This is a genomic window from Gemmobacter serpentinus (assembly GCF_008973825.1).
Lineage (GTDB): Bacteria > Pseudomonadota > Alphaproteobacteria > Rhodobacterales > Rhodobacteraceae > Gemmobacter > Gemmobacter serpentinus.
Genome location: NZ_WCHR01000033.1, coordinates 1 through 25622 on the forward strand (window position 1 = coordinate 1; position 25622 = coordinate 25622).

A 25622-nucleotide genomic window follows, 5' to 3' on the forward strand; every position below is an offset into this window, starting at 1 on the left:
CTTCCGCCCAATTCTCGCGTTTCTCGGCGCAGGTTTCTTGGGGCCCGGACTCCTCTGGCCCGCGCGTCTCAGCTCTGACGGCGGAAGGTCACATAATGCGGATCGCGCCCCTCGCGCAGCGCCTTCTGCTCGTAGCGAGTCGACAGCCAGTCATCCCAGGCCTCGCCCCCGCCGAAGCCCGCGCCGGTGGTCGAGACCAGGTCAAACCCTGCCTGTGGCACTTCCTCCAAGGTCTGGCGGATGTAATCGGGAATATCGGTCGCCACGCGGAATTCTGTGCCCGGCTTCATCGCCCGTGCCAGCGGCTGCAGATAGCCCTGTGTGACAAAGCGGCGGCGGTGATGGCGCGCCTTGGGCCACGGATCGGGATAGTTCAGGAACGCCTTGTCCAGACAGGCGGGGGGCAGCACGTCGAACAGATCGCGCACATCGCCCGGATGCAGCGCCAGATTGGTGATGCCTGCCGCGCGGATCTTGCCCAAAAGCATGGCCACGCCATTCACGAAGGGCTCGCAGCCGATCAGGAACACATTCGGGTAGCGCGCCGCCATATGAACCAGATGCTCGCCGCCGCCAAAGCCGACCTCAAGCCAGAGCGGACGCCCCCCCGTCAGGGCCGCCACCTCCAGCGGCTGGCGCGCAGGGTTATCGGCCACCGTCACCCCGGGCAGGCTCAGCCTGCCCAGATCCTCGGACAGATAGGTCTTCTGGCTGTGGCGCAGGGTCTTGCCATGGGTGCGGCCATAGAAATTGCGCCGTTCGGGCTGCGGGGCGGATTGGGCCATGGCGGCGGCATCATCGGGGCTGCTTGTCGGATCGGTCATCGGAACGGGGCCTGACATTGGGAATGGCGCCGCCCTAGCGCCCTGCCCCTGCTGCGTCAAGCGTGGAAGGGGCAGCGGCACCCAGGTCCGGCCTCAGGCCGCGCGTTCGCCCATCTGACTGGCCGAACCATAGGCCAGCCGCAGCTCGGCCAGCAGCATCTCCATCGCCTCGCCGCGCGCGGTGGGAGCCGCATAGAGGCAGATCGACAGGCCCCCAAGCGGCGGCAGCCCCTGCCCCACGATCTCGACCGCGCCGGGCGGGCAGCGCCCAGTCAACCGGGCGGTCACCGCCAGATCGGCCGCCACCATCGCCTCGGCCGCCTGTTCGCTGTCGCCCTCCAATGCGGTGTCCCACTGGATACCTGCGCGGTCGAGCGCGGTCTGCGCGGTGGGGCGGAAGATGCAGGTATCCTTGAAAGCGAGGCGCAGCGGGCGCTTGGCAAAGGCGATGCCATCAGCCGCACCGATCCAGACCAGATCCTGATGCGACAGCACCTCGCCCTCGGGCCCGGGCCGGTCTTCGGTGGTGATGATGACGTCGAAATCGCCTTTGGCGAAGCCATCGCGCAACAACAGCGTGAAGGACGAGGACAGGTTCACCCGCATCCGCGGATATTGCGCGGCCAGCCGTTTCAGAATGCCGGGAATCGCCGGATAGACGATGTCATGCGGCACGCCGAGCCGGATTTCACCCTCAAAGCCCGACAGGCACAGCCGCGCCAGCGCGGTATCGTTCAGCTCCAGCATCTGGCGCGCATAGCCCAGCAGCTGCGCCCCCTCGCCGGTCAGCGACAGTTTGCGCGCCGCGCGCAGGAACAGCTCCAGCCCCAGACTTTCCTCCAGGCGCTTGATCTGCATCGAAACGGCGCTTTGAGTCAGGTTCAAAAGCCCGGCCGCGCGCGTCACCCCGCCGGCATCGACAACAGCGACAAATGCCCGCAGCGCGGTCAGATCCATATTGCGCGGCATACATCAATCCTCGTTATGATATACATGGCAATCATTCATTTTCATTATTTTCATGACTGCGTCAATATCACGATACGAAATCCAACCAACCGCATCCATCAAGAAACAGGAGGTTTCCGATGCAACCGATCGTGATCCTGCGCGGCCTGTCCCAAATCGGCCTGTCCCGCCTTGGTCTTGTCCGCCTCTCGCCCCTTCTCGGGCTGCGCTATTTGTTTGCGCTGCGCGAACAGGCCCGCTCCAAACGCCGGCTGGCGCAGCTGGATCCGCGCATGTTGCGCGATGTCGGGCTGAGCGAGGCCGAAGCCGAGGAAATCGCGGCGCAATCGGTCTGGGATGCGCCCGCGCATTGGCGGCGCTAAGCTGGTCGGCGGCGCTGGCACCAGATGGCACGGCGCAAGGCCGGAAAATCCGTCTGCCAAGGGCAAAACCCGCCCGCAAGGGTCATGTTTTATCAGTAAACTTCTTGAAATCACGGGCGGGGCTGCCGATATTCAGACATGAAATCCGTGCGCGCGCAATGCGTGCGGGCTGAACAGTCAGAACTCGGAGGCACCCATGGCTGAATTTGACTCCCTGCGCACGGGCACGGTTGGCGCCCGCGCCGCGCAGATTGACGAAGGCCTTCGCGCCTATATGAACAAGGTCTATGGCCTGATGTCGGTGGCGATGCTGATCACCGGCGCAGCCGCTTGGGCCATTGCCGGTCTCGCCGTGACCAGCGACGCGACCAATGCCGTGGCCCAGATCGGGGCCGACAAATACCTGACCAGCTTCGGTGCGCTGCTGTATACCAGCCCGCTGAAATGGGTTGTGATGCTGCTGCCGCTGGGCCTCGTCTTCCTGATGAGCGGGATGATCAACCGCATGTCGGCTGCGGCGGCACAGCTGTTCTTCTACGTCTATGCCGTGGTGATGGGCGTCTCGATCAGCTCGATCTTCGTGGTCTTCACCGGTGCCTCGATCGCCACCACCTTCCTGGTGACCGCGATCGCCTTCGCCTCGCTGAGCCTTTACGGCTATGTGACGAAGCGCGACCTCTCGGCCATGGGGGCGTTCCTGATGATGGGCCTGATCGGCATCATCATCGCCTCGCTGGTCAACCTTTTCCTGCAATCGGACGGGCTGCAATTCGTGGTCTCGGTGCTGGGTGTGCTGATCTTTGCCGGCCTGACCGCCTATGACACCCAGAACATCAAGAACACCTACCTGCAGCACGCCGCCAATGGCGATCAGGAATGGCTGGCGAAATCGGCGATCATGGGGGCCCTGAACCTCTATCTCGACTTCATCAACCTGTTCATGTTCCTGCTGCAATTCCTCGGCAATCGCGACTGATCGCATCGGCCCACAGGCATGATACCGAAGCCCCCGCCAGCCCCGCTGGCGGGGGTTTTCCGTTGCAGGGGCAGCCCGCGCAAGGCTTTTGTGGGGCCATATGGCACAGCGAGAAGGTGGGGGATCGAAATGAAGGGCAAGGGGGGGGCAGGCCCTTTCCTGTGGCACGACAAGCAGCGCCTACACGGCCTATACGGCCTATACGGCCTATACGGCCTATACGGCGAGAAAGGGGATTCTCGGGATTGATGGCAAGGATTTTCAGGGCCGTGGGCAAGAGGGGGGCGGTGGCCACGCCTCCCAAAAGCCGCCATATGGTCCAAGTGCCCCATATGGCACGGTTTGCAGGAAAGGGCACCATGATGCCCGCCGCGCGCCGCGCGCCGCGTCTTGGCGAAGCGCCCCCCGCCCCTTACACAAAAGCCCATGTCGGCAGGGCATAGCGAAAAGCCGCGCTCCTTGCGGGCGCGGCTTTCAATCCATGCAAATCGGGGAAGATCTTACTTGATCTTGCCTTCTTTGTATTCGACGTGCTTGCGCACCACCGGGTCATATTTGTTGACCGAGAATTTTTCGGTCATGGTGCGGGCATTCTTCTTGGTCACATAGAAGTGCCCGGTGCCCGCCGTCGAGTTCAGACGGATCTTGATCGTCGTCGGCTTCGCCATAGTCGTCTCTCCTGCATCAGGCGAAACAGCGTCGCCTTCCCTAATCTCTTGAAGCCTGCCTTTTACGGATGCGGGCGGCAGAGTCAACCATGAAAACCCCCGCCACCCGCTGATTTTACAGGCCGCAAGCCCCGTTTCACAGCGCAGGCTTGCCCGCACCGGCATGGATCGCCGAAACCGTCGCCGCTTCAAGGCCAAGGGCAGTGGCCAGACCGCGCAAATAGACCTTTTCAGCCTCGGTATCGACCGTGATGGCCATCAAGGCCGCCGAATAGACCTGCGCCTTGGCGCTTTCGCCGACCTCGGCGGCAAAGGCTGCAATGTCGATCGGTGCGTCCAGCTCGGCTTTGACGAAGGCGATCTCCTCGTCGCTGGCCTCCCCCAGATGCGACAGGATGGTGGCGCGCTCGGTCGCGTCGATCTCACCATCGGCTTTCGCGGCCTGAATCATCGCGCGGATCATCAGCTTGGCATTTTCTTCCACCGCGGCACCCATCGGCGTGGCCCCGGTGATCGCCCCGATCATCTCGCCCATATTGCGGGCGCCCGCCGATGCGGCCCCCGTCATCGCGCCCATCAGGCTGCCAAAGCCCGCCTCGGCCTGTTCGGTCGCCTGGGCCGCCTGCGGGCCCAGCTTGCCCATGATGTCACGCACGCCCTGCGCGCCGCCGGGGATGCCCAGCTTTTCGGCCATGGCGCCCATCTGGTCCGCCATGCCGCCCGGTTGGCCCGCCCCGCGCAACGCGTCCTTCATGCCCGCCATGCCGCCCGATTGCTGGAATTTCTGCACGCCCTTGGCAGCGGCAAAGCCCACGGCCAGCGTGGCCAGCGTCTTGATGAAGCTCATGGGGTGTCCCCTCCTGAATGCGATTCCGAATACGATTCGGGCCTCAGGATAGCCCAGAGGCATGATGCATCGACGGGGAATTTATTGCGCGGACGGCCTATAAGCCGGATTCTGTCCAAGGGGTTGCCCCCTCTGGATGACCATTCCTCTGCGCGCCGCGTTACCACGACGCTCTAGCTGCCAACCCGGGCACTCTTGGGCTGAAGTTCCCATGCGGAGGTCTCCGACAGCCTTGCGGCTGGACGTCGGACCTTTCCGCGCGAGGCCCCTATTCGGCATTGCTCCGGGTGGGGCTTGCCGTGCCGTCCCGGTTGCCCGGTCCGCGGTGGGCTCTTACCCCACCGTTTCACCCTTACCCTGAACCGATCCGAGGATCCGATCAGGGCGGTCTGTTTTCTGTGGCGCTTTCCCTGGGGTTGCCCCCGCCGGGCGTTACCCGGCACCCTTTCTTCATGGAGTCCGGACTTTCCTCGCACGCCTTGCGGCGCACGCGGTCATCCAGCCATCCGCGCGATTGGCGGCTTAGCTGCGGGCCGGGCGGGCGTCAACCGGAAAGCGGGCGGCCAGATCGGCGATCAGGGCCGCATCCTGCGCATCCTGCGGCCCCGTCGCCCAGGGGCGAAAGCGTTGGCGAAAGGCTGCAAGCACCAGATCAGGTGTCAGATCGCCATAGCCGAAGGCGCGGGCATCCTCAGTGAAGGCGCGGGCATCAGCGGCAAGGCCCTGCGCCGTATCTGCCGCGACTTCATCCGCGGGCCAGACGGCAAGGCCCGCCAGCGCCAGCCGCCGCCAGTCAAAGCGCGGGCCGGGATCGGACTTGCGCGCAGGTGCCATGTCGGAATGCCCGATCACCCGTTCGGGCGGGATCTGCCAGCGATGCAGGATATCGGCCAGAAGCCGCTCAAGTGCTGCCATCTGCGCTTCGGCAAAGGGTTCCGTGCCCCGATTTGCCAGCTCGATCCCGATCGAGCGGGAATTGACATCGGAACAGGCCCCCCAGGACCCTGCCCCGGCGTGCCAGGCGCGCAGTTCCTCGGGCACCAGAGGCAGAATGTCGCCCCGTTCGGAAATCAGGTAATGCGCCGATACCTCGGCCTGCGCATCGCAAAGCCGGGCCTCTGCTTCGGCGCAAGAGGCCATTGCGGTGTAATGGATCACCACCAGATCAGGCAGCGCGCCAAGACGGCGCGGGCCGCGATTGGGGGATGGATAGGCGGACAGGTCCGCCATGCCTTACTGAACCGCCTTGCGGAAGCGCGACGGATCCCAGGCGCAGGCAAAGCCGTCGCCATCGGGATCAAGACCCTTGCGGTCCTTTTGCGGGCCACCCGCATCCAGGAACGCCGCCTGCGCCTGATCGGGCGAGGAGAAGGCCGCGCAGGCCTTTTCCGGGTTGCGCATGGTCAGCGACGGGCGGTCATACATCGACTGCCCCACGCTGTTGGTGGTGGTCAGCGCGTATTGCACGATATTGGCCGAATTGCCTGCACGGGTCGGCAGGTTCTGCACCGGCATGGTCGGTGCTGCCGGTGCCACCGTCGGCGCAAGGGTTGAAGGGGCCATGGGCGTCGGGTTCATCGGCACGGGTGCCAGCGGGTCGGTCGGTGCTCCGACCAGCGGCGCGGTGCCGACAAAGCCGCTACCCGCCGCAGGAACGCCAACGCTTGCCCCGCCGCTGGCGCTGTCAATCGCCGCACCGATACGGTCGGTCGAGAACCCGGTTGCGGGGGCCACCGGCGTGCCGCCAATGGCTTGCGCGCCCACGCCGCTGCCCATGATCGGCTGCGCGCCCGGCGCCACCATCGGCGCGCCATTGGTCAGCGCCGCCTCACGCTGCGCGTTGTAGCTGTCATAATCGCCAAAGCCCACGCCTGCGCCGGATTCCGGCACGGTCGGGCCACAGGCAACCAGCGCCAGCGGCGCAAGGGCGAAAAGCGAAAGAGCCGAACGGCGCATGACGGTCAGTCCTTTGGATATGGAACCGGCCCCGCGAAGGGGCCGGATTCGGAAAGATCGGGTCAGAGGGGCCTTACCACCATTTGGAAGGCTTGGAAACAAAGCCTGCCGCACGTTCCAGCACATGGGCGTGATTGAGCAGATCGCCCTCCGCCCACGGCCTGCCGATCAGTTGCAGACCAAGCGGCAGCCCGTCGGCATCCAGACCCACCGGCACCGAAACGCCCGGCAGGCCCGCAAGGTTCAGCGTCACGGTAAAGACGTCGTTCAGATACATCTCCACCGGATTGGCGCTGTGCATCTCGCCCAGACCGAAGGCAGGTGTCGGCGTGGCCGGCGTCAGGATCGCATCGACCCCATCCGCAAATGCCAGCTCGAAATCGCGCTTGATCAGCGCCCGCACCTTGCGTGCGCGGTTGTAATAGGCATCATAGAAGCCGGCCGACAGCACATAGGTGCCGATCATGATGCGGCGCTGCACCTCGGCCCCAAAGCCTTCGGCGCGGCTTTTCTCATACATCTCGGTGATGCCATCGCCCGCCGCGAGTTTGGCGCGGTGGCCATAGCGCACCCCGTCATAGCGCGCAAGGTTGGAAGAGGCCTCTGCCGGTGCGATGACGTAATAGGCGGGCAGCGCGTATTTGGTATGCGGCAGCGAGACATCGACGATCTCGGCCCCCGCATCGCGCAGCATTTCGGCACCCTTGTCCCAGATCTTCTGGATCTCGGGGCGCAGGCCCGGCAGGCGGTATTCGCGCGGCAGGCCGATCTTCTTGCCGCGAATGTCGCCGGTCAGCGCCGCCTCGAAATCCGGCACCGCCAGTTCGGCGCTGGTCGAATCCTTCGGGTCATGGCCTGCCATGGATTTCAGCATGATCGCCGCATCGCGCACCGATTTGGTCATCGGCCCGGCTTGGTCCAGGCTGGAGGCATAGGCGATGATCCCCCAGCGGGAGACCCGGCCATAGGTCGGCTTGATGCCGACGATGCCGCAAAAGGCGGCAGGCTGACGGATCGAACCACCCGTATCGGTGCCGGTCGCGGCGATGCAGAGATCCCCCGCCACGGCCGAGGCTGACCCGCCCGAAGACCCGCCCGGGGTCAGTTCACGGTCATCGACGCGCCAGGGGTTCACCGCAGGCCCATAGCAGGAGGATTCGTTGGACGAGCCCATGGCAAACTCGTCCATGTTCAGCTTGCCGAGCATGACCGCGCCATCGCCGAACAGTTTCGACGTCACCGTCGATTCATACTCGGGCTTGAAGCCCTCAAGAATGTTCGAGGCCGCCTGCGAGGCCACACCCTTGGTGCAGAACAGATCCTTGATGCCCAGCGGGATGCCGCAAAGATCGGGCGCGCCACCCGCCTTCAGCCGCGCGTCGGCCGCACGGGCCTGTTCCAGCGCCATATCGGGGGTCTTGTGCACATAGGCCCCAAGCGCGTCGCCCGCATCCATCGCGGTCAGGCAGGCCATGGTCAGATCGGTGGCCGACAGATCGCCCTTGCGCAGCGCGTCGCGCGCATCCGACAGGGTCAGTTCGTTTGCGTTGCTCATTCCACCACCTTCGGCACGGCAAAGAAGCCCTCACGGGCATCGGGGGCGTTTTTCAGCACCAGATCCTGAATATTTCCATCGGTCACCACATCCGCACGGCGCTTCAGGCGCATCGGCGTGACCGAGGTCATGGGCTCGATCCCGTCGACATTCACTTCGTTCAACTGCTCCATGAAGCCGAGGATGTTGGACAATTCGCCCGCCAGCGCGGGCAGGTCACCCTCATCCACCTGAATGCGGGCGAGCTTTGCCACCCGGCGCGCGGTTTCGACATCAATCGACATGGGACAGGCCCCTTCTGACAGTTTGCCCATCGTTTAACGGCGCGAACCGGGCCGCGCAAGGCGCCGCTCGGGTTTGCCCGCCTTTGCCCCCAGCCTGGCCCAAGGGGTTTGGTCCCGGCCATGCCCCTTGGGCACCGCACCGGAAAAGGCCTGTTCACACCCCCTTCCCGGCTTCTGTTTTCCAAGCTATATCCGCGCCCATGACCCAGCTAGACCGCATCCGCAATTTCTCCATCGTGGCCCATATCGACCACGGTAAATCCACCCTCGCCGACCGTCTGATCCAGATGACGGGCACGGTGGCTGCGCGCGATATGAAGGCGCAGATGCTGGACAGTATGGATATCGAGCGCGAGCGCGGCATCACCATCAAGGCCAACACGGTGCGGATCGAATATCCCGCCAAGGATGGCCAGACCTATATCCTGAACCTGATCGACACCCCCGGTCACGTCGACTTCGCCTATGAGGTCAGCCGGTCGATGCGCGCGGTCGAGGGATCCTTGCTGGTCGTCGACGCATCGCAAGGGGTCGAGGCGCAGACACTGGCCAATGTCTATCAGGCGATTGACGCAGGTCACGAGATCGTGCCGGTGCTGAACAAGGTCGATCTGCCCGCGGCCGACCCCGATCGGGTCAAGGAAAACATTGAAGACGTGATCGGCATCGACGCATCCGATGCGATTCCGATCTCGGCGAAAACCGGCCTCGGCATCCCCGATGTGCTGGAAGCCATCGTGACCCGCCTGCCCGCCCCCAAGGGCGACCGCGACGCGCCGCTGAAGGCCATGCTGGTCGACAGCTGGTATGATGCCTATCTGGGCGTGGTCGTCATGATCCGCGTCATCGACGGCGTCATCAAGAAGGGCGACCGGGTCAAGATGATGCAGACCGGCGCGGTCTACGGTATCGACAAGCTGGCGGTGCTGAAGCCCCAGATGGTCGATATTGCCGAACTGGGCCCGGGCGAGATCGGCGTGCTGACGGCATCGATCAAGCAGGTGCGCGACACCCGCGTCGGCGACACCATCACGCATGAGCGCAAACCCTGCGCCGAGGCCCTGCCGGGCTTCAAACCCGCACAGCCGGTGGTGTTCTGCGGGTTGTTCCCGGTGGACGCCAATGATTTCGAGGCGCTGCGCGACGCGATCGAAAAGCTGGCGCTGAATGATGCGAGCTTCAGCTACGAGATGGAAACCTCGGCCGCACTTGGCTTTGGCTTCCGCATGGGCTTTCTTGGGCTTTTGCATCTCGAGGTCGTCCGCGACCGGCTGGAGCGCGAATATGATCTCGATCTGATCACCACCGCGCCTTCGGTGGTCTTCAAGCTGCATATGAAAGACGGCGAGGTGCGCGACCTGCACAACCCCGCCGACATGCCCGATCTGACCTATGTCGACCATATCGAAGAGCCGCGCATCAAGGCCACGATCATGGTGCCGGATGAATATCTGGGCGATATCCTGAAACTGTGTCAGGACCGTCGCGGCATCCAGCAGAATCTGACTTATGCTGGCACCCGCGCCATGGTCGAATATGACCTGCCGCTGGCCGAAGTGGTGTTCGATTTCTACGACCGTCTGAAATCGGTGACCAAGGGCTATGCCTCGTTCGATTACCAGATCAGCGAATATCGCGAGGACAATCTCGTGAAGATGTCGATCATGGTGAATGAAGAACCCGTGGACGCGCTGGCCATGATGGTGCACCGCGACCGCGCCGAGGCGCGCGGCCGCGTCATGGTGGAAAAGCTGAAAGAGCTGATCCCCCGCCACATGTTCAAGATCCCGATCCAGGCCGCCATCGGGGGCCGCGTCATCGCGCGTGAGACGCTGTCGGCCATGCGCAAGGACGTGACCGCGAAATGCTATGGCGGCGACGCCACGCGGAAGAAGAAGCTGCTGGAGAAGCAGAAAGAGGGCAAGAAGAAGATGCGCCAGTTCGGGAAGGTCGAGATCCCGCAAAGCGCCTTCATCTCTGCGCTCAAGATGGACAACTGACAGGGCTGCCCTTGATAGGGCTGCCCTCAGACGCCTCGCAAACAGGCGGCCCTACCCGGCCAGGAAGATCCATCGCCGGTCTGCCCCGCAGACGCGCCCAATCGGGTCGCCTGCGGGACGATCACGCCCCTTACATCTTCTGTTCGGCGCGTTGTGCTTCTTGGGTGATGGCGCTGCCGGCCTTCTGCATATCGCGACCCGCCCCCTGCACGGTTTCACAGGCGGTCAGGCCCAGCAGGGCGACAAGGGGGATCAGGGCGGAAATCATGCGCATATTGCGGCCTTTCGGTCAGAGGCACCCCGGCATTGCCAGGCCAGGGCGCTGGTAATTCAACAACTTGGCCCGGGCAAACGCCCCGACCCGTCGGTCGGTTCCCCGCCCGCCTTGCGCAATCTGCGACAGCTTGCGCCGTATCGCAAGCCCGCCGGCACGCCGCAGACCATGCAAATACCGACAAATCGCCCCGCATGTGACACCACCCGGCGCACATCCTGTATTTGCGATGGACCGGCCCTGCGCGGACGGCTAGCCTTTGCGGCAAAGCGCGGCAGATAACCATCGCGCAGGCGCAACATGGGCGCAAATCGCAGGCAGGGCGAATGAAGCTGAAAACCGCAGAGGTGACGGAACGGATCGCCGCCGAAGTCCGGGCGCTGCTTGCCGACGGATCGGATGCGCAGACGCTGATGCAGGCGCTGCGCCGTCTTGCAAAATGGCGGGCCTTTCTGCTTGAGGGGCAGATCGAAAAGCGCGGCCCCGGCCGCATTCCTGCCGGTCCCTTCAAGGGCATGGCCTATCCGGTCCGGGCCTCGGAAGGGGCGCGCCTGCCGCGGATGCTGGGCTGCTATGAGGCAAGCCTTGCCCCCGTGATCGAGGAGATCATCGCCCGCGCCTATCCGCTTGTCTGCGATATCGGCGCGGCAGAGGGCTATTATGCCGTGGGTCTTGCGCGGCGGATGCCCGGCAGCCGGGTGATGGCGCGCGATGGCGACGCCCGCGCACAGCGGCTTTGCGCCCGGCTTGGCGCGGCAAATGACGTGGCCGACCGGATCGAGATCGGCCCGCCGATGGGCCATGCCGATCTGGACACCTTGCCCGCCGGGCAGACGGTGCTCATCTGTGATATCGAAGGGGCAGAAGTTGATCTGCTGGACCATGACCGCGCCCCCGGCCTGCGCCATGTCGACATTCTGGTCGAGGTGCATGAGGCGATCCATCCCGGCGCGGTGGATCTGCTGACCCACCGCTTTGCCGACAGCCATGACATCCGCCGTATCGACCGCAAACTGGATGACAGCGCGCTCACCGGCTGGATGGAGCAACTGAGCGATCTCGATCGCCTGCTTTTGCTGTGGGAATGGCGCGCAACCCCGACGCCATGGCTCTGGATGACCCGGCGCACCGCCCATCCCCCCCAGCCTTTCCTGCCGCAAGAGGCCCCTTGATGACGCGCCTGCCCGCCAATCCCGCCGCCGATCCAGCCCGCAATGCCGCAATCTATTTTGCAGCCGACGGATATGACCCCAAGGCCAAGGGCATCAATGGTCGCCGCGTGGCGGGGGAAAGCTTTCTGCGCGGCTATCTGCGCCATGCCGACGCGGCCGAGATCGTCTCGCTGACCCCGCGCAGCAGCGACGAGGCGCTGTTTTCCCAGATGGCCATCGCAGAGCGCCCGGCCCTGCCCCATCGCGCCGTGGCCCTGCGCAACCTGCACCAGATGGCACCGCTGGGCACCTTGTTCTACCCCAGCCCGAACTTCGCCGCCGAGACCTGGCGCCGTGCGCCCTTTGGCCATCAAGCCTGGTCGATCTGCGGCATCACCCATACCACCTCGACCAAGGGGGTGATGCAGGGGTTTTATGATCTGCGCATGGCGCAACAGATGGAATGGGATGCGGTGATCTGCACCTCGCGTGCGGTGCTGGCCTCGGTGCTGCATCAGTTCGAACTGATCGATCTGCAGATCCGCCAACGGTTTGGCGGCACGCCACCGGCGCGCCCGCAATTGCCGGTGATCCCGCTGGGGGTCGATACCGCAGCCTTCGGCCCGGATGCGGCGGCAGGGGCCGCGCTGCGCAAGCGTCTTGGCGTCGCCAAGACAGATGTGATCTTTGCCACCATTGCCCGGCTGACACCCTATGAGAAATTTGACCCGCTGCCGGTCTATCTGGCCCTGCAGGCGGCGCAGGCCCAGATGCCCAAAGGCACCAGACTGCACCTGGCGCTGTGCGGCATCTACCGCGATGACCTGTCGCGCAAGGTGTTCGAGGACGGCGCGCGCCGCCTGATGCCCGATGTGGGCTTTCATGTGCTCGATGGCGCCGATGCCCGCGAACGCCACGCCCTGCTGTCGGGTGCTGACGCCTTTGCCTTTGTCATCGACAATATTCAGGAAACCTTCGGTCTTGCCCCGATCGAGGCGATGGCCGCCGGGTTGCCGGTGCTGTGCTCCGACTGGGACGGGATGCGCGATACCGTGACGCCCGAAACCGGCATCCGTGTGCCGACCCGGAGCCTGACCGCCGCCCATGCCGAGCATGAGGGCTATCGCCATCTGACCGGCACCGACAATTATGTGCAATATTGCGCGCAGGCGTCGGCCATGACCGAGGTGGAGATGCCCGCGCTGATCGCGGCAATCGTGACTCTGGCCAAGCAGCCCGACCTGCGCCGCCGCATGGGAGAGGCCGGGCGCAAGCGCGCGCAGGAGATGTATGATTGGGCGCGCATCGTGCCGCAGATGCAGGATCTGTGGCAGGAACTGGGTTTGCGCCGCCGCGCGGCCCTGACCCGACAGGCGATCCCGCGCGCGGCCCTGCCCGTCGGCCCGTCGCCTTTCGCACTGTTTGCCGCCTGGCCCAGCCGTCAGGGCGGGCTGGAGCGCGAGCGTTTCATCGCGACCGACCTGCCACATGCGCCGCAGGATCTGCTGGCGCTGCGCAATTACATGGCGCAGGGTCGCCAGACCGAACGGACCGATCTGTTTGTCGCGGTGCATCATGCCATCCGCATCGCAGGTGCGGCGGGCGAAACCCGGGACGGATTGGCGACCAGTCAGCGCGCGACGCCGGTCATGGTCGACCGCGTGCTGATCTGGTTGCTGAAATACGGGCTGATCCGGCGGATCTAAGCCGCCATCGCCGCAGCAAAGGTCTTTTGGGCATCACACCGTTAAGAGCCAAGCCGTCGGCCTCAGGGCTGTGCCCCACAACTTCTGGCCACCGGCATTGTTCTTGACCCAGGCCGTAAGGCCGCAGATTCGGCCCCCGCCATCTGTGACCGATGCCAGGGGCGGGCACCGCTCAGTCGCGGAAGTAGCGGCTTTCGCGGATCTGGTCCCAGGCCCAGACCACCTCTTGCAACCGTGCCTCATCATCACGGTTGCCGCCATTCATGTCCGGATGCAGGTCCTTTACCAAGCTCTTGTATTGCTTGCGGATCTCGGCCCGGGTCCAGGTATCGCGCGCGTCCAGGATCTCCAGCGCCTTGCGCTCGGTCGAGGGCAGCTTGCGCGTCACGGTCGTCGCCACCCTGCCCGGATTCTGCGTGGCCTTCTCCCCCAGAATGCCCATCGGGTCATCGACCCCCAGCCGTGCCCAGGCGCGCCCGTCATCCTTCTGGCTGAACGGCTTGGTCTCGCGTTCCCAGACGCGGGATTTGTCCAGAAACTTCTGGAACTCGTCATCCGAGGTGCCGTTGAAGAAGTTCCATTTCAGATTGTATTCGCGGACATGGTCCTTGCAGAACCAGAAGAACTCGTCCAGCAGATCCGGCGATTTCGGCGCGCGATATAGCCCCGCCGCCTCGCAGCCGGGAAAGTCGCATTGCTTCTGCGATGTCTCGAAAGCCCCCGACATACCCCGGCGGCCGGTCTTCTTCTTTTTCTTGTCGGAAGTGACGCGGATATCGAATTCAAACGGGGGTTTCTGCATGATGGGCCTTTCCGACTCGGGGCGCCAATACTAGGTGATTGGGCGGCAACGGGAAGGGGGCAGCACGAAAAATGACTGTGAAAATGAGCATCAAGGACGAGATTTCTGCCCGACTGACCGAGGCATTTACCCCGGATGTGCTGGAAATTCAGGATGATAGCGAAAAGCATCGCGGCCATGGCGGCTGGCGCGAAGGCGGTGAGACGCATTTCAATGTAACGATCCGCGCCGGCGTCTTCGCACCGATGAACCGGGTGGCACGTCACCGCGCCGTGCATCAGGCGCTTGGCGATCTGACGGTGCGCATCCACGCCCTGTCCCTCGATATCGGCTGAAGGCCAAAAGGGGGCCGGATCGACCGGCCCCGCTTGGCGCTTACGCCCCCGCCTTCACCTCCCGGCCTTCACCTCCCGGCCTTCACCTCAAGTCGGCGGGAATGCAGCACCGGCTCGGTATAGCCCGAGGGCTGTGCCCGGCCTTCAAAGACCAGATCACAGGCCGCTTTGAAAGCCACACCATCAAAGCCCGGTGCCATGGGGCGATAGGCGGCATCGCCCGCGTTCTGGCGATCCACCACAGCGGCCATTTTCTGCATCGCGGCCATCACCTGATCCCGGCTGACCACCCCATGATGCAGCCAGTTCGCCAAGGCCTGGCTGGAGATGCGGCAGGTCGCGCGATCTTCCATCAGGCCGACATCATGGATATCGGGCACCTTGGAACAGCCCACCCCCTGATCGACCCAGCGGACCACATAGCCCAGAATGCCTTGGGCATTGTTCTCGATCTCGGACTGGATGTCCTCGGCAGACCAGTTCTGGCCCTGCGCCACCGGAATGGTCAGCAGATCGCGCAGGCTGCCGCGCGGCGCGCCGGATTTGGCGTTCTGCGCCGCGATCTCGTCCTGACGCGCCAGCACGTCGATCTTGTGGTAATGCGTGGCATGAAGCGTGGCCGCGGTGGGCGACGGCACCCAGGCACAGGTCGCCCCGGCCTTGGGATGCGCCACCTTCTGTTCCAGCATGGCCTGCATCAGATCGGGCGCGGCCCACATGCCCTTGCCGATCTGCGCCCGGCCCTTCAGGCCGCAGGCCAGACCGATATCGACATTGCGATCCTCATAGCTCTTGATCCAGGCGGCGTTCTTCATATCGCCCTTGCGGATCATCGGCCCAGCTTCCATCGAGGTGTGGATCTCGTCACCGGTGCGATCCAGGAAGCCGGTATTGATGAAAGCAACCCGCGCCTTGGCGGCCCGGATACATTCCTTCAGATTGGCGCTGGTGCGGCGTTCCTCATCCATGATGCCCAGCTTGACGGTATTCGCGGGCAGACCCAGCACCGCCTCGACCTTGTCAAAGATGGCGGCGGCAAGGGCGACCTCTTCAGGGCCATGCATCTTGGGCTTCACCACATAGACCGATCCCGCCACCGAATTGCGGTTGCCTTCTGTCTTTTGCAGGTCATGCAGCGCGCAAAGCGTGGTGACAAACGCATCCAGAATGCCTTCGCCGATCTCACGCCCCTCGGCATCCAGAACGGCCGGGTTGGTCATCAGATGGCCCACATTGCGCACCAGCATGAGCGAGCGCGCCTTGAGGCTGATCGTGCCGCCCTTGACAGCGGTGAAGCTCAGGTCCGGGGCAAGGCGGCGGGTAAAGCTGCGACCGCCCTTCACCACCTCTTCGCTCAGGTCGCCCTTCATCAAGCCCAGCCAGTTGCCATAGGCCAGGACCTTGTCCTCGGCATCCACAGCCGCCACGCTGTCTTCGCAATCCATGATCGCCGACAGCGCCGATTCCAGCAGAATGTCCGAGATCTGCGCCTTGTCCGTGCCCCCGATGGGCGAGTTGGCGTCGATGCGGATCACGATATGCAGACCGTTATCCAGCAGCACGAAGGCGGTCGGCGCATCGGCCTCACCCTCAAAGCCGATGAACTTGTCGGGCTGCGCCAGCGCCGAGGTGCCCGCATCCAGTTGCACCATCAGCTGGCCATTCACCATGCGCAGTCGCCGCGCATCGCGCCAGGACGACCCAACCAGCGGCACCGCGCTGTCGAGGAAGCCGCGCGCCCAGTCGATCACCCGCTTGCCCCGCGCCGGATCGTATTCCTTGCCGGCGGGCAGGTCGCCAAGCGCATCCGTGCCGTAAAGCGCGTCATAAAGGCTGCCCCAACGCGCATTGGCCGCATTGAGCGCATAGCGCGCATTCATCACCGGCACCACCAGTTGCGGGCCGGGGATCAGCGCGATCTCAGGATCTACATTCGCGGTTTCAATGGTGAAATCATCGCCTTCCGGCACGATGTAACCAATCTCGCGCAGGAAGGATTCATAATCTTCCGCCACGATCTCTGTGCCCTTGCGGGCCAGGTGCCAGGCATCGATCGCGGCCTGCAGCGCCGCGCGCTTTTCCAATGCCGCCCGGTTTCGCGGACCAAATTCCGCCACCCCTTCGGACAGGCCCTGCCAGAACGCATCTGCCGCTATACCGGTGCCCGGCAGCGCCCGACCTTCGACGAAATCGACAAGCCGTGCATCGACTTGCAGCCCGTGTTTGACGATCCGTTCGGCCATGGCAGTCTCCTTGGATATGCAATCGCGGGCGAGGATGCGGGAAAGACGCGCCCGGCGCAACAAATCAGGACCCGTTATTTGCAAAATCGGCAAGATAACACTTGCTGGCCATCCTTGAGAATGGACCTAAAGATCCAGTTGCAACTGCTGTCCCGATGACCCGCGCGGACGCGCGGGCGCATCGCCTTCCAGCAAGATCACCGGCACCACAGGCCTGCGGGGGCGTGGGTCGCGCGGCGGGCTGGCCTCGCGCAAGGCCCGCAAGGTGCTGGCAGGGTCCAGCAGCGGCTCGGGGTAGCGCCGGCCCAGCAACCGCGCCGCGCCCTCCCATCGCCATGGCCGATGCAGATGATCGCCCGGCACCGGCGCAAGTTCGGGCAGCCAGCGGCGGATGAAGGTGCCATCGGGATCCAGCCGCAGCCCCTGCCCGACTGCATCGCATTGCGCCAGCGGCAGATGAGCCGCCGCCTCCATCGCCACCCCATGCAAGGCCGGGTCAAAATCGGTAAAGCGCCGCCCCAGCAGATCATGCGCCGCCTGCGCCTCCAGCCCGAAGACACGCAGCGCCGATCCCGCCAGCATCGCGCGCAGCCGGTGATGCAGCCAGCCGGTCGCCCGCAGATAGCGCAGGCAGGCATCAAGGAATGGCAAGCCGGTCTCGCCCGCCTCCCAGGCCGCCAGAACGCCGCGATCCGCAGGTCCCGAACCCGTCCCGCCGCCCTCCCAGCGGCTCAGGGCCTGCGCCCGCCGGGCGAGACCCGCCCGCAGATGCCGCCCCCCCATACCCGGCACAGCGGCCAGCTCCCCCGGCGCGATCGCCCCCCAGGCCAGATGCGGCGACAGACGAGAGGATGCGCGCTCTGCCATCAACGGGTGGGTCGGGGCGGTCTGCATCCGGCCCAGCTTTTCCAGCAGGATCTGCGCCGAGGCCCAGCCGCCCGCTTGCCGATGCGGGCAAGGATCATCGGCCAGACCAAGCGCACGCGCAGAAGGCAGAACGCCCGGCTCCACTCCCGGCACCGGGACAATCCGCTCGGGCAGCGGCCCGATCTCGGCGCCTGCCTCCAACTCGGTCCAGCGCAAGCCCGCAGCACGCGCCCAGGCCGCCCCTGCGGTCGCAGGCCCAGGCATCGTGCCCGCCCCGCGCAGCGTGATGACTTCACTGATATCATGCGCGCGCACCAACCGCTCCAGCTGCGCCCGCGCGTCGCCTGTGCGGATCACAAGTGGCAGACCAAGCCCCGCCAGATCGGCGCGCAGGCTGGTCAGGGTTTCCGCCACAAAAGCCCATTGCCGTGCGGAGGAAGATGGCGCGCGCCACAGCGCAGGCTCTGCCAGCCAGACCGGCAGCACCCGCCCGCGCTGCGCCGCCAGCGCAAGCGCCGCATGATCGCCGATCCGCAGATCGCGCCGGAGCCAAACTAAAACATTCATAGAACATTCATAGAGCATTGCTTAGCACAGCGAAAGGATTCGTAAACCCCGCGCCGCAGCGCGCCTGCGCGGCCTGCGCCATCTCGGGATCTGCGATTGTAAGGGGCACAGGCCGACCCCTTGCAGCCCTGCGCGGAATGTTTCACAAAACAGCGAACCCATGACTGCGCAGGCGCCCCGCCCGGGACGCGCGCGCCCCAGACCGAATGGCGGATGGAATGCTCGACCAGATTGCGAAACCCACCGAAGAAATCTCCGTGCGCGATGTCTTCGGCATCGACACCGACATGAAGGTCAAGGGCTTCGCCGAGCGGGGCGACCGCGTGCCCGAGATCGATCCGACCTACAAGTTCGACCCCGATACCACGCTCGCGATCCTGGCGGGCTTTGCCTATAACCGCCGAGTGATGATCCAGGGCTATCACGGCACCGGCAAATCGACCCATATCGAACAGGTCGCGGCGCGGCTGAACTGGCCCTGCGTGCGCGTCAACCTCGACAGCCATATCAGCCGGATCGACCTGATCGGCAAGGACGCGATCAAGCTGAAAGACGGCAAGCAGGTGACCGAGTTCCATCCCGGCATCCTGCCTTGGGCGTTGAAGAATCCGGTGGCTATCGTATTCGACGAATATGATGCGGGGCGCGCGGATGTGATGTTCGTTATCCAGCGCGTGCTGGAACATGACGGCAAGCTGACGCTTCTGGACCAGAACGAGATCATCACCCCCCACCCGTCCTTCCGGCTGTTTGCGACCGCAAACACCGTGGGTCTGGGCGACACGACCGGCCTTTATCACGGCACGCAGCAGATCAACCAGGCGCAGATGGACCGCTGGAGCCTGGTGGCCACGCTGAACTACCTGTCCCATGACGCCGAAAGTGCGATCGTGCTGGCCAAGAATCCGCATTACAATACCGCGGATGGGCGCAAGCAGATCAGCCAGATGGTGACGGTGGCCGATCTGACCCGCACCGCCTTTGTCAATGGCGACCTCTCGACCGTGATGAGCCCGCGCACCGTGCTGAACTGGGCCGAGAATGCCCGGATCTTCCGCAATATCGGCTATGCGTTCCGGCTGTCCTTCCTGAACAAGTGCGACGAGCTGGAGCGCCAGACCGTGGCCGAGTTCTATCAGCGTTGCTTCGGCGAGGAACTGCCAGAAAGTGCGGCCTCGACTGCAATGAAGTGATGCGTCGCAGGGGGGCGCTCGCGCCCCCCTCGGCCTGCGGCCTCACCCCCCTGAGGATATTTCGAAACAGGTGAGATCAAGGGCATCGCCCTGCCTCTCATCTGTTCCCAAATATCCTCGGGGGGAGCTTCCCGAAGGGAAGCGCGGGGGGCAGACAGCCCCCCGGCCTTGGGGAAACCACGAAGACCCGGAGCGCGCGAGATATGACCAAGCCCACCGACAACCCCGCCGATCCGTTCAAGAAGGCCCTGGCCGAAGCCACCAAGACCATGGCCGATGATGCGGAGATGACGGTCACCTATTCGGTCGACCCCGCCGGCATGACCTCCGAGGGTGTGCGCCTGCCGCAAGTCAGCCGCCGCATGACCCGCGACGAGGTGATGCTGGCGCGCGGCACGGCGGATGCTTTCGCCCTGCGCCGCCGTCACCATGACGAAGGCGTAGCCAGCAAATACGCCCCGCCCGGTGGCCTCGCCCGCGAGATCTATGACGCGATGGAGACCGCCCGCGCCGAGGCGCTAGGGGCCCGCGCCATGCCCGGCACTGCCGTGAACATCGCCCATAAGCTGGGTCAGGAGGCCGAGCGCAAGGGCTATGGCCAGATCACCCAGGCCTCCGACGCGCCGCTCTCTGTCGCGGCGGGCTATCTGGTGCGCCACCTGGCCACCGGCCAGCCGCTGCCCAAGTCGGCCGAGAATGTGATGAACCTCTGGCGTGGCTTCATCGAAGAGCAGGCGGGCGGCGCGCTGGACCGCATCGACGATGTTCTGGCCGATCAGGCCGCTTTCGCGCGGCTGGCCCGGCAGGTGATTTCCGATCTGGGATATGGCGATCAGCTGGGCGATGACCCGGATGCCGAGGACGAGGATCAGGAGGCCGAGGATCAGGCCGAGGCCGACGACAATCCCGAAAGCACCGGCGAAGATCAGTCGGAGCAGGAGGAAGACGCCGAGGCGGATGCCGAGCGCAGTCAGGAACAGCAGCAGGATCAGAGCCAGGCTCAGGTCTCGATGCAGGATGACGCGGATATGGAGCAGGCCGAGGAATCGGAGCTGCCCGAGGGCGAGGCGCCCTTGGAGCCGCCACCGCCCGCGCCCTATTCCGATGCCGATCCGAATTATACCGTCTATACGCCCGAGTTCGACGAGGAAGTCCGCGCCGAGGATCTGGCCGAACCCGCCGAACTGGAACGGTTGCGCGCCTATCTCGACCAGCAGCTTGATCCGTTGAAGGGGGCGGTCTCGCGTCTGGCCAACAAGTTGCAACGGCGCTTGCAAGCCCAACAGAACCGCAGCTGGCTGTTCGATCTGGAGGAAGGCACGCTGGATGCCGGGCGCCTGGCGCGTGTGGTTGCCAACCCGACCACGCCGCTGTCGTTCAAGCAGGAGAAGGACACCGAGTTCCGTGATACCTGCGTGACGCTGCTTCTGGACAATTCCGGCTCCATGCGGGGGCGGCCGATTTCCATCGCCGCGATCTGCGCCGATGTTCTGGCGCGCACGCTGGAACGCTGCAGCGTGAAGGTGGAGATCCTGGGCTTCACCACCCGCGCCTGGAAGGGCGGCCAGAGCCGTGAGAAATGGCTGGCCTCGGGGCGGCCGCAGCAACCGGGGCGGCTGAACGATCTGCGCCACATCATCTACAAGGGCGCCGATGCGCCCTGGCGGCGGGCGCGGCCCAATCTGGGCCTGATGATGAAAGAGGGGCTTTTGAAGGAAAACATCGATGGCGAGGCGCTGGAATGGGCGCATCGCCGGATGATGGCCCGCAAGGAGGCGCGCAAGATCCTCATGGTGATCTCGGACGGCGCGCCGGTCGATGATTCCACCCTGAGCGTGAACCCCGCGAGCTTCCTTGAAAAGCATCTGCGCGACGTGATCAGCATGGTCGAGAAGCGCAAACAGGTGGAGCTGATCGCCATCGGCATCGGCCATGACGTGACGCGCTACTACCAGCGCGCCGTCACCATCACCGATGTGGAGCAGTTGGCGGGCGCGATGACCGAACAGCTGGCAAGCCTGTTTGAAAGCGATCCGCGCAAACGGGCGCGCGGGCTGTCGCGCAAGGCCGGGTAGATGAAGGGGGGCTGCCTGCCCCCCCCAAAGGGCGTTTACGCACCGCCTTTTCCCGCCCATAAGCTATTTTTGAAAAGAAGAAAGGCGCTGCGGTGTTTCAGACCTTTAGCTCGACTTTTGATCCCTCAACGGGAGCGGCGCGGCTGAGCGCGCTGCGGGCACAGCTTGTGGCCGAGGGACTGGACGGGTTTCTGGTGCCGCGCGCGGATGCCCATCAGGGCGAATATGTCGCGGCGCATGACGAGCGGCTATCCTGGCTGACCGGCTTTACCGGATCGGCGGGTTTTGCCGTGGTGCTGCCCGCGATTGCCGGGGTCTTCATCGACGGCCGCTATCGCCTTCAGGTGCGCGATCAGGTGGATCTGTCCGTCTATACGCCGGTGAACTGGCCCGAGATGCAGGCGGGGGTCTGGATCGCGGAAAACCTGGCGGCCGGCGTGGTGGGGTTTGACCCTTGGCTGCACACCGCCGAGGAAATCGGGCGGCTGGAGAGTGCCCTTGCCGCAACCGGGGTCACGCTGCGCCCGGTTGCCAATATGATCGACGCGATCTGGCCGGATCAGCCTGCCCCTCCGACGGGCCGCGCCTTCCCGCATCCCGATGCGCTGGCCGGACGGCGCAGCGACGAAAAGCGCGCCGCGCTGGCCGCGGATCTGCGCAAGGCCGGACAAAAGGCTGCCGTGCTGACCCTGCCGGATTCGATCTGCTGGCTGCTGAACATCCGCGGTGCCGATGTGCCGCGCAACCCGGTGCTGCATGGCTTTGCCATTCTGGCCGATGACGGGCGGGTGCAACTGTTTGCAGATGCGGCCAAATTCGACGCCGAGACCCGCGCCCATATGGGCGACGCGGTCAGTTTGCACGATGTCGCGGATTTCCTGCCCGCGTTGGCGGGCCTTGCCGGTCCGGTCCGCGTCGATGCCAGCGCCGCCCCCCTGATCGTGTCGCAACGGCTTGCGGCTGCGGGGGTTTCTGTGGCCTGGGGCGACGATCCCTGCCGCCTGCCGAAAGCCTGCAAGACCGGGGCCGAGATCGCGGCGACCCGCGAGGCGCATCTGCGCGACGGCGCGGCGGTGGTGCGGTTTCTGGCGTGGTTTGATGCCGAGGCCCCGAAGGGCGAGTTGACCGAGATCGCGGTGGTCGAGGCGCTGGAAGGGTTCCGGCGCGACACCAATGCGTTGCGCGATATCAGCTTTGACACGATCAGTGGCGCCGGGCCGAATGGCGCGGTGATTCATTACCGGGTGACCGAGGCCACCAACCGCCCCGTCACGCCGGGTGAACTGATGCTGGTCGACAGCGGCGGCCAGTATCAGGATGGCACCACCGATATCACCCGCACGATGGCGACCGGCCCCACGAGCGACGAGGAACGCGCCTGCTATACCCGTGTGCTGCAAGGCATGATCGCGATCAGCCGGGCGCGGTTTCCGCGCGGTCTGGCCGGGCGTGATCTGGATGCGCTGGCGCGTGCGCCGCTCTGGATGGCGGGACAGGATTATGACCATGGCACCGGCCATGGTGTGGGGGCCTTCCTGTCGGTGCATGAGGGGCCGCAACGCCTCTCGCGCCTGTCCGACGTACCGTTGCAGCCAGGTATGATCCTGTCGAACGAGCCGGGTTATTACCGCGCGGGTGCTTTCGGGATCCGGCTGGAAAACCTGATCGTCGTGCAGGAGGCCCCGGCGCTTGGCGACAATCGCGCGCAATTCAGCTTCGAGACCCTGACCTTTGCGCCCTTTGACCGCCGCCTGATCGTGACCGACATGCTGGCCCCGGGTGAGCGGGACTGGCTGAACGCCTATCACGCCGAGGTGCTGGCAAAGATCGGGCCAAGGGTCGAGGGCGCGGTGCTGGATTGGCTGCAAGCCGCCTGTGCGGCGATCTAACAGCAAGTCGCCTGCGCGGCGTCTAAAGACCAGTCACGCGTCTGGACAACAGGGCGCATTGCGCGAATGGCCGCTTGCAAGGCGATTGAATGCGGCCATCCGCAAGGTGCCACTTCAGGAAAAGCGCAACACGCCCGCCTCGGTCACGATGGCATCCAGCGGCTGATCGATCGACTCTACCGGCACCTCGGGCAGTTCCTGCGCGGCAAAGGCAAATCCCACCGCCAGCGTCGGGCGGCGGGTGCGCAAGCCCTCCAGCGTGCGGTCATAGAAGCCGCCGCCATAGCCCAGGCGATAGCCGCGCCGATCCCAGGCGACCAGCGGCACGATCAGAACCTCGGGCTCGATCCAGGCCCCCTCAGTCGGGACTTGTGCGCCAAAGGGGCCATCGACCATCGCGCAACCCGGCGTCCATTCGCGAAACCGCAGCGCCTGCCCTGCGCCCATGATGACCGGCACGCCAACCACGCCGGGATGCGCCGCCATGGCCTCGGTCGGGTCGATCTCGGTCCGCATTGCCATGTAACCGGCCAGCGGCCGCGCGCCGTATTCCGACAGAAGGTCCGCAAGGATCGCCGCCGCCTGCCCCTGCCCTTGCGCGAAGGCCAGTTTGCGGGCAGCAAAAGCCGCCTGCCGTGCCTGCGCTTTCAGCGCCGCGATCCCGGTCACAACAGCACCAGCGTGGCAAGGCCAAGGAAGGAGAAGAAGCCGAACACATCGGTCATGGTGGTGACGAAAGTGCCGGAAGCAAGCGCCGGATCAAAGCCCCAGCGATCCAGCACCAGCGGCACGACAATGCCCGCCAGCGCCGCGATCAGCAGATTGAAGATCAGCGCGAGCCCCAGAACCAGACCCAGAAGCGGCATCCCGAAGACCAGCCAGCCCACGGCCCCCATGATGAGGGCGAAGGTCAGCCCGTTGATCAGCCCCACCCCCGCCTCGCGCCAGACCACGCGGGCGGCGTTCTGCGCGGTCAGGTCGCGCGTGGCCAGCGCCCGCACCGCAACCGTCAGCGACTGGGTGCCGGCATTGCCGCCCATCGAGGCCACGATTGGCATCAGCGCGGCCAGCGCCACCAGCGACGAAATCGTGCCCTCGAACAACGAGATCACAAAGGCCGCGATATTGGCGGTCACAAGATTGACAAGCAGCCAGGGCAGCCGCCCCTTCACCGTATCGACCACCCCGTCGGCGATGGAGCTTTCATCCCCCACCCCCGCCATGCGGAGCATGTCTTCCTCATGTTCCTCATCCAGCACGTTCATCGCGTCATCGATGGTGATGACGCCAACCAGGCGGCCGTTCTCATCGACAACGGGGCAGGAAATCAGGTGATACTGGTTGAAGATATAGGCAACATCGGATTCCTCGTCGGTCGCCTCCACCGTGCGGAAACTGTCTTCGACAATATCACGCAGCCGCACATCGCGGCGTGAGGAAAGCAGCCGCCCCAGCGTGACATAGCCTTTGGGGCGCATCCGCGGATCGATCAGGATCACATGATAGAACTGGTCGGGCAGATGATCGGCCACGCGCAGATAATCGATGGCCTCGCCGACATTCCAATGTTCAGGCGCGACCACGACCTCGCGCTGCATCAGGCGGCCTGCGGAATATTCCGGATAGGCCATGGCCTGTTCGACCGCGATCCGGTCGGCATCTTCCAGCGCCTCCAGGATCTTTTCCTGCTGCGGTGCCTCAAGGTCTTCCAGAATGTCGACCACGTCATCGGTGTGCAGCTCGCGCACCGCATCCGCCACCACATTCAGTGGCAGCGCCTCGATCACCTCTTCGCGGATCGAATCGTCAATTTCCGACAGGATGTCGCCGTCGATCTCGCCCGCGTAAAGCGCAAGGAAGGCGCGGCGTTCCGCAGGGCCGATCTGTTCCAGAAGGTCGGCCACGTCGGCAGCGTGCAAGGGTTGCGCCAGGACGCGCAGGCGGGCACCGTCCCCGGCTTCAACCGCCTCGAGAATGGCGGTGACGCGGCGGGGGTCCAGGGCCTCTTCCTCGTCCATTGCTGCCTGTGTTTCGTTCATCGCGCCTCCGATCCGATTGTGCGGACCTTATGCCAAGCTG

At 64.8% G+C, this 25622-nt stretch carries 23 protein-coding genes and 1 other RNA gene; 9 read left to right on the top strand and 15 right to left on the bottom strand.

Annotated features, from left to right (window positions below):
* Nucleotides 1-68 precede the first annotated feature (68 nt).
* Together trmB and GBJ34_RS16565 are read right to left on the bottom strand one after the other, a co-directional pair.
* Nucleotides 69-824, bottom strand: coding sequence for a tRNA (guanine(46)-N(7))-methyltransferase TrmB (gene trmB / locus GBJ34_RS16560; RefSeq protein WP_404811441.1), 756 nt, complete (start codon nucleotides 822-824; stop codon nucleotides 69-71).
* A 93-nt stretch (nucleotides 825-917) separates the two neighbouring features.
* The gene (locus GBJ34_RS16565) at nucleotides 918-1793 is read right to left on the bottom strand and encodes a LysR family transcriptional regulator (RefSeq protein WP_151720308.1); all 876 of its coding nucleotides are present in this window, start codon (nucleotides 1791-1793) and stop codon (nucleotides 918-920) included.
* A 119-nt stretch (nucleotides 1794-1912) separates the two neighbouring features.
* Between GBJ34_RS16565 and GBJ34_RS16570 the strand changes: the two genes are divergently transcribed.
* A complete protein-coding gene (locus GBJ34_RS16570; RefSeq protein ID WP_151720309.1) occupies nucleotides 1913-2155 on the top strand; it encodes a DUF1127 domain-containing protein in 243 nt (80 codons plus the stop codon).
* Nucleotides 2156-2351: 196 nt separating this feature from the next.
* Nucleotides 2352-3131 (top strand): Bax inhibitor-1/YccA family protein, encoded by a 780-nt coding sequence (locus GBJ34_RS16575; protein ID WP_151720310.1) that lies wholly within the window; start codon nucleotides 2352-2354, stop codon nucleotides 3129-3131.
* 500 nt (nucleotides 3132-3631) lie between these two features.
* On the opposite strand, the gene rpmG is transcribed toward GBJ34_RS16575, so the two are convergent.
* The 7 genes from rpmG to gatC form a co-directional block, all read right to left on the bottom strand.
* The gene (rpmG, locus tag GBJ34_RS16580; protein WP_101498908.1) at nucleotides 3632-3799 is read right to left on the bottom strand and encodes a 50S ribosomal protein L33; all 168 of its coding nucleotides are present in this window, start codon (nucleotides 3797-3799) and stop codon (nucleotides 3632-3634) included.
* 136 nt (nucleotides 3800-3935) lie between these two features.
* A complete protein-coding gene (locus GBJ34_RS16585; protein WP_151720311.1) occupies nucleotides 3936-4646 on the bottom strand; it encodes a tellurite resistance TerB family protein in 711 nt (236 codons plus the stop codon).
* Nucleotides 4647-4730: 84 nt separating this feature from the next.
* Nucleotides 4731-5156, bottom strand: an RNA gene (gene rnpB, locus GBJ34_RS16590) — RNase P RNA component class A.
* Between the two features lie 12 nt (nucleotides 5157-5168).
* Entirely contained in the window at nucleotides 5169-5876 is a 708-nt protein-coding gene (locus GBJ34_RS16595; RefSeq protein ID WP_151720312.1) for an N-acetylmuramoyl-L-alanine amidase, read from the bottom strand.
* Between the two features lie 3 nt (nucleotides 5877-5879).
* A complete protein-coding gene (locus tag GBJ34_RS16600; RefSeq protein WP_151720313.1) occupies nucleotides 5880-6602 on the bottom strand; it encodes a hypothetical protein in 723 nt (240 codons plus the stop codon).
* A gap of 73 nt (nucleotides 6603-6675) precedes the next feature.
* A complete protein-coding gene (gene gatA, locus GBJ34_RS16605; protein ID WP_151720314.1) occupies nucleotides 6676-8157 on the bottom strand; it encodes an Asp-tRNA(Asn)/Glu-tRNA(Gln) amidotransferase subunit GatA in 1482 nt (493 codons plus the stop codon).
* Complete coding sequence (gatC, locus tag GBJ34_RS16610) at nucleotides 8154-8441, bottom strand: Asp-tRNA(Asn)/Glu-tRNA(Gln) amidotransferase subunit GatC (RefSeq protein WP_151720315.1); 288 nt, start codon at nucleotides 8439-8441, stop codon at nucleotides 8154-8156. Before gatC ends, gatA begins: the two co-directional genes overlap by 4 nt.
* A gap of 200 nt (nucleotides 8442-8641) precedes the next feature.
* Between gatC and lepA the strand changes: the two genes are divergently transcribed.
* A complete protein-coding gene (gene lepA, locus GBJ34_RS16615; protein ID WP_151720316.1) occupies nucleotides 8642-10441 on the top strand; it encodes a translation elongation factor 4 in 1800 nt (599 codons plus the stop codon).
* Nucleotides 10442-10571: 130 nt separating this feature from the next.
* Here lepA and GBJ34_RS16620 read toward each other — a convergent pair whose 3' ends face one another.
* A complete protein-coding gene (locus GBJ34_RS16620; protein ID WP_151720317.1) occupies nucleotides 10572-10715 on the bottom strand; it encodes an entericidin A/B family lipoprotein in 144 nt (47 codons plus the stop codon).
* Between the two features lie 326 nt (nucleotides 10716-11041).
* Here GBJ34_RS16620 and GBJ34_RS16625 point away from each other — a divergent pair, with 326 nt between their 5' ends.
* Nucleotides 11042-11887: a hypothetical protein gene (locus tag GBJ34_RS16625; RefSeq protein WP_151720318.1), complete on the top strand. Its 846-nt coding sequence runs from the start codon at nucleotides 11042-11044 to the stop codon at nucleotides 11885-11887.
* Nucleotides 11887-13572, top strand: coding sequence for a glycosyltransferase family 4 protein (locus tag GBJ34_RS16630; RefSeq protein ID WP_192931263.1), 1686 nt, complete (start codon nucleotides 11887-11889; stop codon nucleotides 13570-13572). The genes GBJ34_RS16625 and GBJ34_RS16630 overlap by 1 nt, the downstream gene beginning before the upstream one ends.
* 172 nt (nucleotides 13573-13744) lie before the next feature.
* Here the strand turns inward: GBJ34_RS16630 and GBJ34_RS16635 are convergent, their stop codons facing one another.
* Nucleotides 13745-14377 (bottom strand): J domain-containing protein, encoded by a 633-nt coding sequence (locus GBJ34_RS16635; RefSeq protein WP_151720320.1) that lies wholly within the window; start codon nucleotides 14375-14377, stop codon nucleotides 13745-13747.
* An 80-nt stretch (nucleotides 14378-14457) separates the two neighbouring features.
* Between GBJ34_RS16635 and GBJ34_RS16640 the strand changes: the two genes are divergently transcribed.
* Nucleotides 14458-14709, top strand: a complete 252-nt coding sequence (locus GBJ34_RS16640) for a BolA family protein (RefSeq protein ID WP_151720321.1) — start codon at nucleotides 14458-14460, stop codon at nucleotides 14707-14709.
* Between the two features lie 68 nt (nucleotides 14710-14777).
* On the opposite strand, the gene GBJ34_RS16645 is transcribed toward GBJ34_RS16640, so the two are convergent.
* Together GBJ34_RS16645 and GBJ34_RS16650 are read right to left on the bottom strand one after the other, a co-directional pair.
* Nucleotides 14778-16952, bottom strand: a complete 2175-nt coding sequence (locus GBJ34_RS16645; RefSeq protein ID WP_151720322.1) for a malate synthase G — start codon at nucleotides 16950-16952, stop codon at nucleotides 14778-14780.
* A gap of 126 nt (nucleotides 16953-17078) precedes the next feature.
* The gene (locus GBJ34_RS16650; RefSeq protein WP_151720323.1) at nucleotides 17079-18386 is read right to left on the bottom strand and encodes an FAD-binding domain-containing protein; all 1308 of its coding nucleotides are present in this window, start codon (nucleotides 18384-18386) and stop codon (nucleotides 17079-17081) included.
* A 206-nt stretch (nucleotides 18387-18592) separates the two neighbouring features.
* Here GBJ34_RS16650 and cobS point away from each other — a divergent pair, with 206 nt between their 5' ends.
* The 3 genes from cobS to GBJ34_RS16665 all read left to right on the top strand — a co-directional run bounded on the left by cobS (nucleotide 18593) and on the right by GBJ34_RS16665 (nucleotide 23543).
* Nucleotides 18593-19579 carry a cobaltochelatase subunit CobS gene (gene cobS, locus GBJ34_RS16655; protein WP_151720324.1) on the top strand — a complete coding sequence of 329 codons (987 nt, stop codon included), beginning with the start codon at nucleotides 18593-18595 and terminating at the stop codon, nucleotides 19577-19579.
* Between the two features lie 203 nt (nucleotides 19580-19782).
* The gene (gene cobT / locus GBJ34_RS16660; RefSeq protein ID WP_151720325.1) at nucleotides 19783-21654 is read left to right on the top strand and encodes a cobaltochelatase subunit CobT; all 1872 of its coding nucleotides are present in this window, start codon (nucleotides 19783-19785) and stop codon (nucleotides 21652-21654) included.
* A 92-nt stretch (nucleotides 21655-21746) separates the two neighbouring features.
* Complete coding sequence (locus GBJ34_RS16665; RefSeq protein ID WP_151720326.1) at nucleotides 21747-23543, top strand: aminopeptidase P family protein; 1797 nt, start codon at nucleotides 21747-21749, stop codon at nucleotides 23541-23543.
* Nucleotides 23544-23657: 114 nt separating this feature from the next.
* Here the strand turns inward: GBJ34_RS16665 and GBJ34_RS16670 are convergent, their stop codons facing one another.
* A complete protein-coding gene (locus GBJ34_RS16670; RefSeq protein ID WP_151720327.1) occupies nucleotides 23658-24212 on the bottom strand; it encodes a 5-formyltetrahydrofolate cyclo-ligase in 555 nt (184 codons plus the stop codon).
* Nucleotides 24209-25582 carry a magnesium transporter gene (gene mgtE / locus GBJ34_RS16675; protein ID WP_151720328.1) on the bottom strand — a complete coding sequence of 458 codons (1374 nt, stop codon included), beginning with the start codon at nucleotides 25580-25582 and terminating at the stop codon, nucleotides 24209-24211. The genes GBJ34_RS16670 and mgtE overlap by 4 nt, the downstream gene beginning before the upstream one ends.
* Nucleotides 25583-25622 lie beyond the last annotated feature (40 nt).

Coding starts and splice junctions, on each gene's coding strand:
- trmB (WP_404811441.1), bottom strand. CDS start 824: ATGACCGATCCGACAAGCAGCCCCGATGATGCCGCCGCCATGGCCCAA.
- gatA (WP_151720314.1), bottom strand. CDS start 8,157: ATGAGCAACGCAAACGAACTGACCCTGTCGGATGCGCGCGACGCGCTG.
- GBJ34_RS16650 (WP_151720323.1), bottom strand. CDS start 18,386: ATGAATGTTTTAGTTTGGCTCCGGCGCGATCTGCGGATCGGCGATCAT.
- GBJ34_RS16565 (WP_151720308.1), bottom strand. CDS start 1,793: ATGCCGCGCAATATGGATCTGACCGCGCTGCGGGCATTTGTCGCTGTT.
- rpmG (WP_101498908.1), bottom strand. CDS start 3,799: ATGGCGAAGCCGACGACGATCAAGATCCGTCTGAACTCGACGGCGGGC.
- gatC (WP_151720315.1), bottom strand. CDS start 8,441: ATGTCGATTGATGTCGAAACCGCGCGCCGGGTGGCAAAGCTCGCCCGC.
- cobT (WP_151720325.1), top strand. CDS start 19,783: ATGACCAAGCCCACCGACAACCCCGCCGATCCGTTCAAGAAGGCCCTG.
- GBJ34_RS16645 (WP_151720322.1), bottom strand. CDS start 16,952: ATGGCCGAACGGATCGTCAAACACGGGCTGCAAGTCGATGCACGGCTT.
- GBJ34_RS16575 (WP_151720310.1), top strand. CDS start 2,352: ATGGCTGAATTTGACTCCCTGCGCACGGGCACGGTTGGCGCCCGCGCC.
- GBJ34_RS16630 (WP_192931263.1), top strand. CDS start 11,887: ATGACGCGCCTGCCCGCCAATCCCGCCGCCGATCCAGCCCGCAATGCC.
- GBJ34_RS16625 (WP_151720318.1), top strand. CDS start 11,042: ATGAAGCTGAAAACCGCAGAGGTGACGGAACGGATCGCCGCCGAAGTC.
- mgtE (WP_151720328.1), bottom strand. CDS start 25,582: ATGAACGAAACACAGGCAGCAATGGACGAGGAAGAGGCCCTGGACCCC.
- GBJ34_RS16585 (WP_151720311.1), bottom strand. CDS start 4,646: ATGAGCTTCATCAAGACGCTGGCCACGCTGGCCGTGGGCTTTGCCGCT.
- lepA (WP_151720316.1), top strand. CDS start 8,642: ATGACCCAGCTAGACCGCATCCGCAATTTCTCCATCGTGGCCCATATC.
- GBJ34_RS16640 (WP_151720321.1), top strand. CDS start 14,458: ATGAGCATCAAGGACGAGATTTCTGCCCGACTGACCGAGGCATTTACC.
- cobS (WP_151720324.1), top strand. CDS start 18,593: ATGGCGGATGGAATGCTCGACCAGATTGCGAAACCCACCGAAGAAATC.
- GBJ34_RS16600 (WP_151720313.1), bottom strand. CDS start 6,602: ATGCGCCGTTCGGCTCTTTCGCTTTTCGCCCTTGCGCCGCTGGCGCTG.
- GBJ34_RS16620 (WP_151720317.1), bottom strand. CDS start 10,715: ATGCGCATGATTTCCGCCCTGATCCCCCTTGTCGCCCTGCTGGGCCTG.
- GBJ34_RS16570 (WP_151720309.1), top strand. CDS start 1,913: ATGCAACCGATCGTGATCCTGCGCGGCCTGTCCCAAATCGGCCTGTCC.
- GBJ34_RS16595 (WP_151720312.1), bottom strand. CDS start 5,876: ATGGCGGACCTGTCCGCCTATCCATCCCCCAATCGCGGCCCGCGCCGT.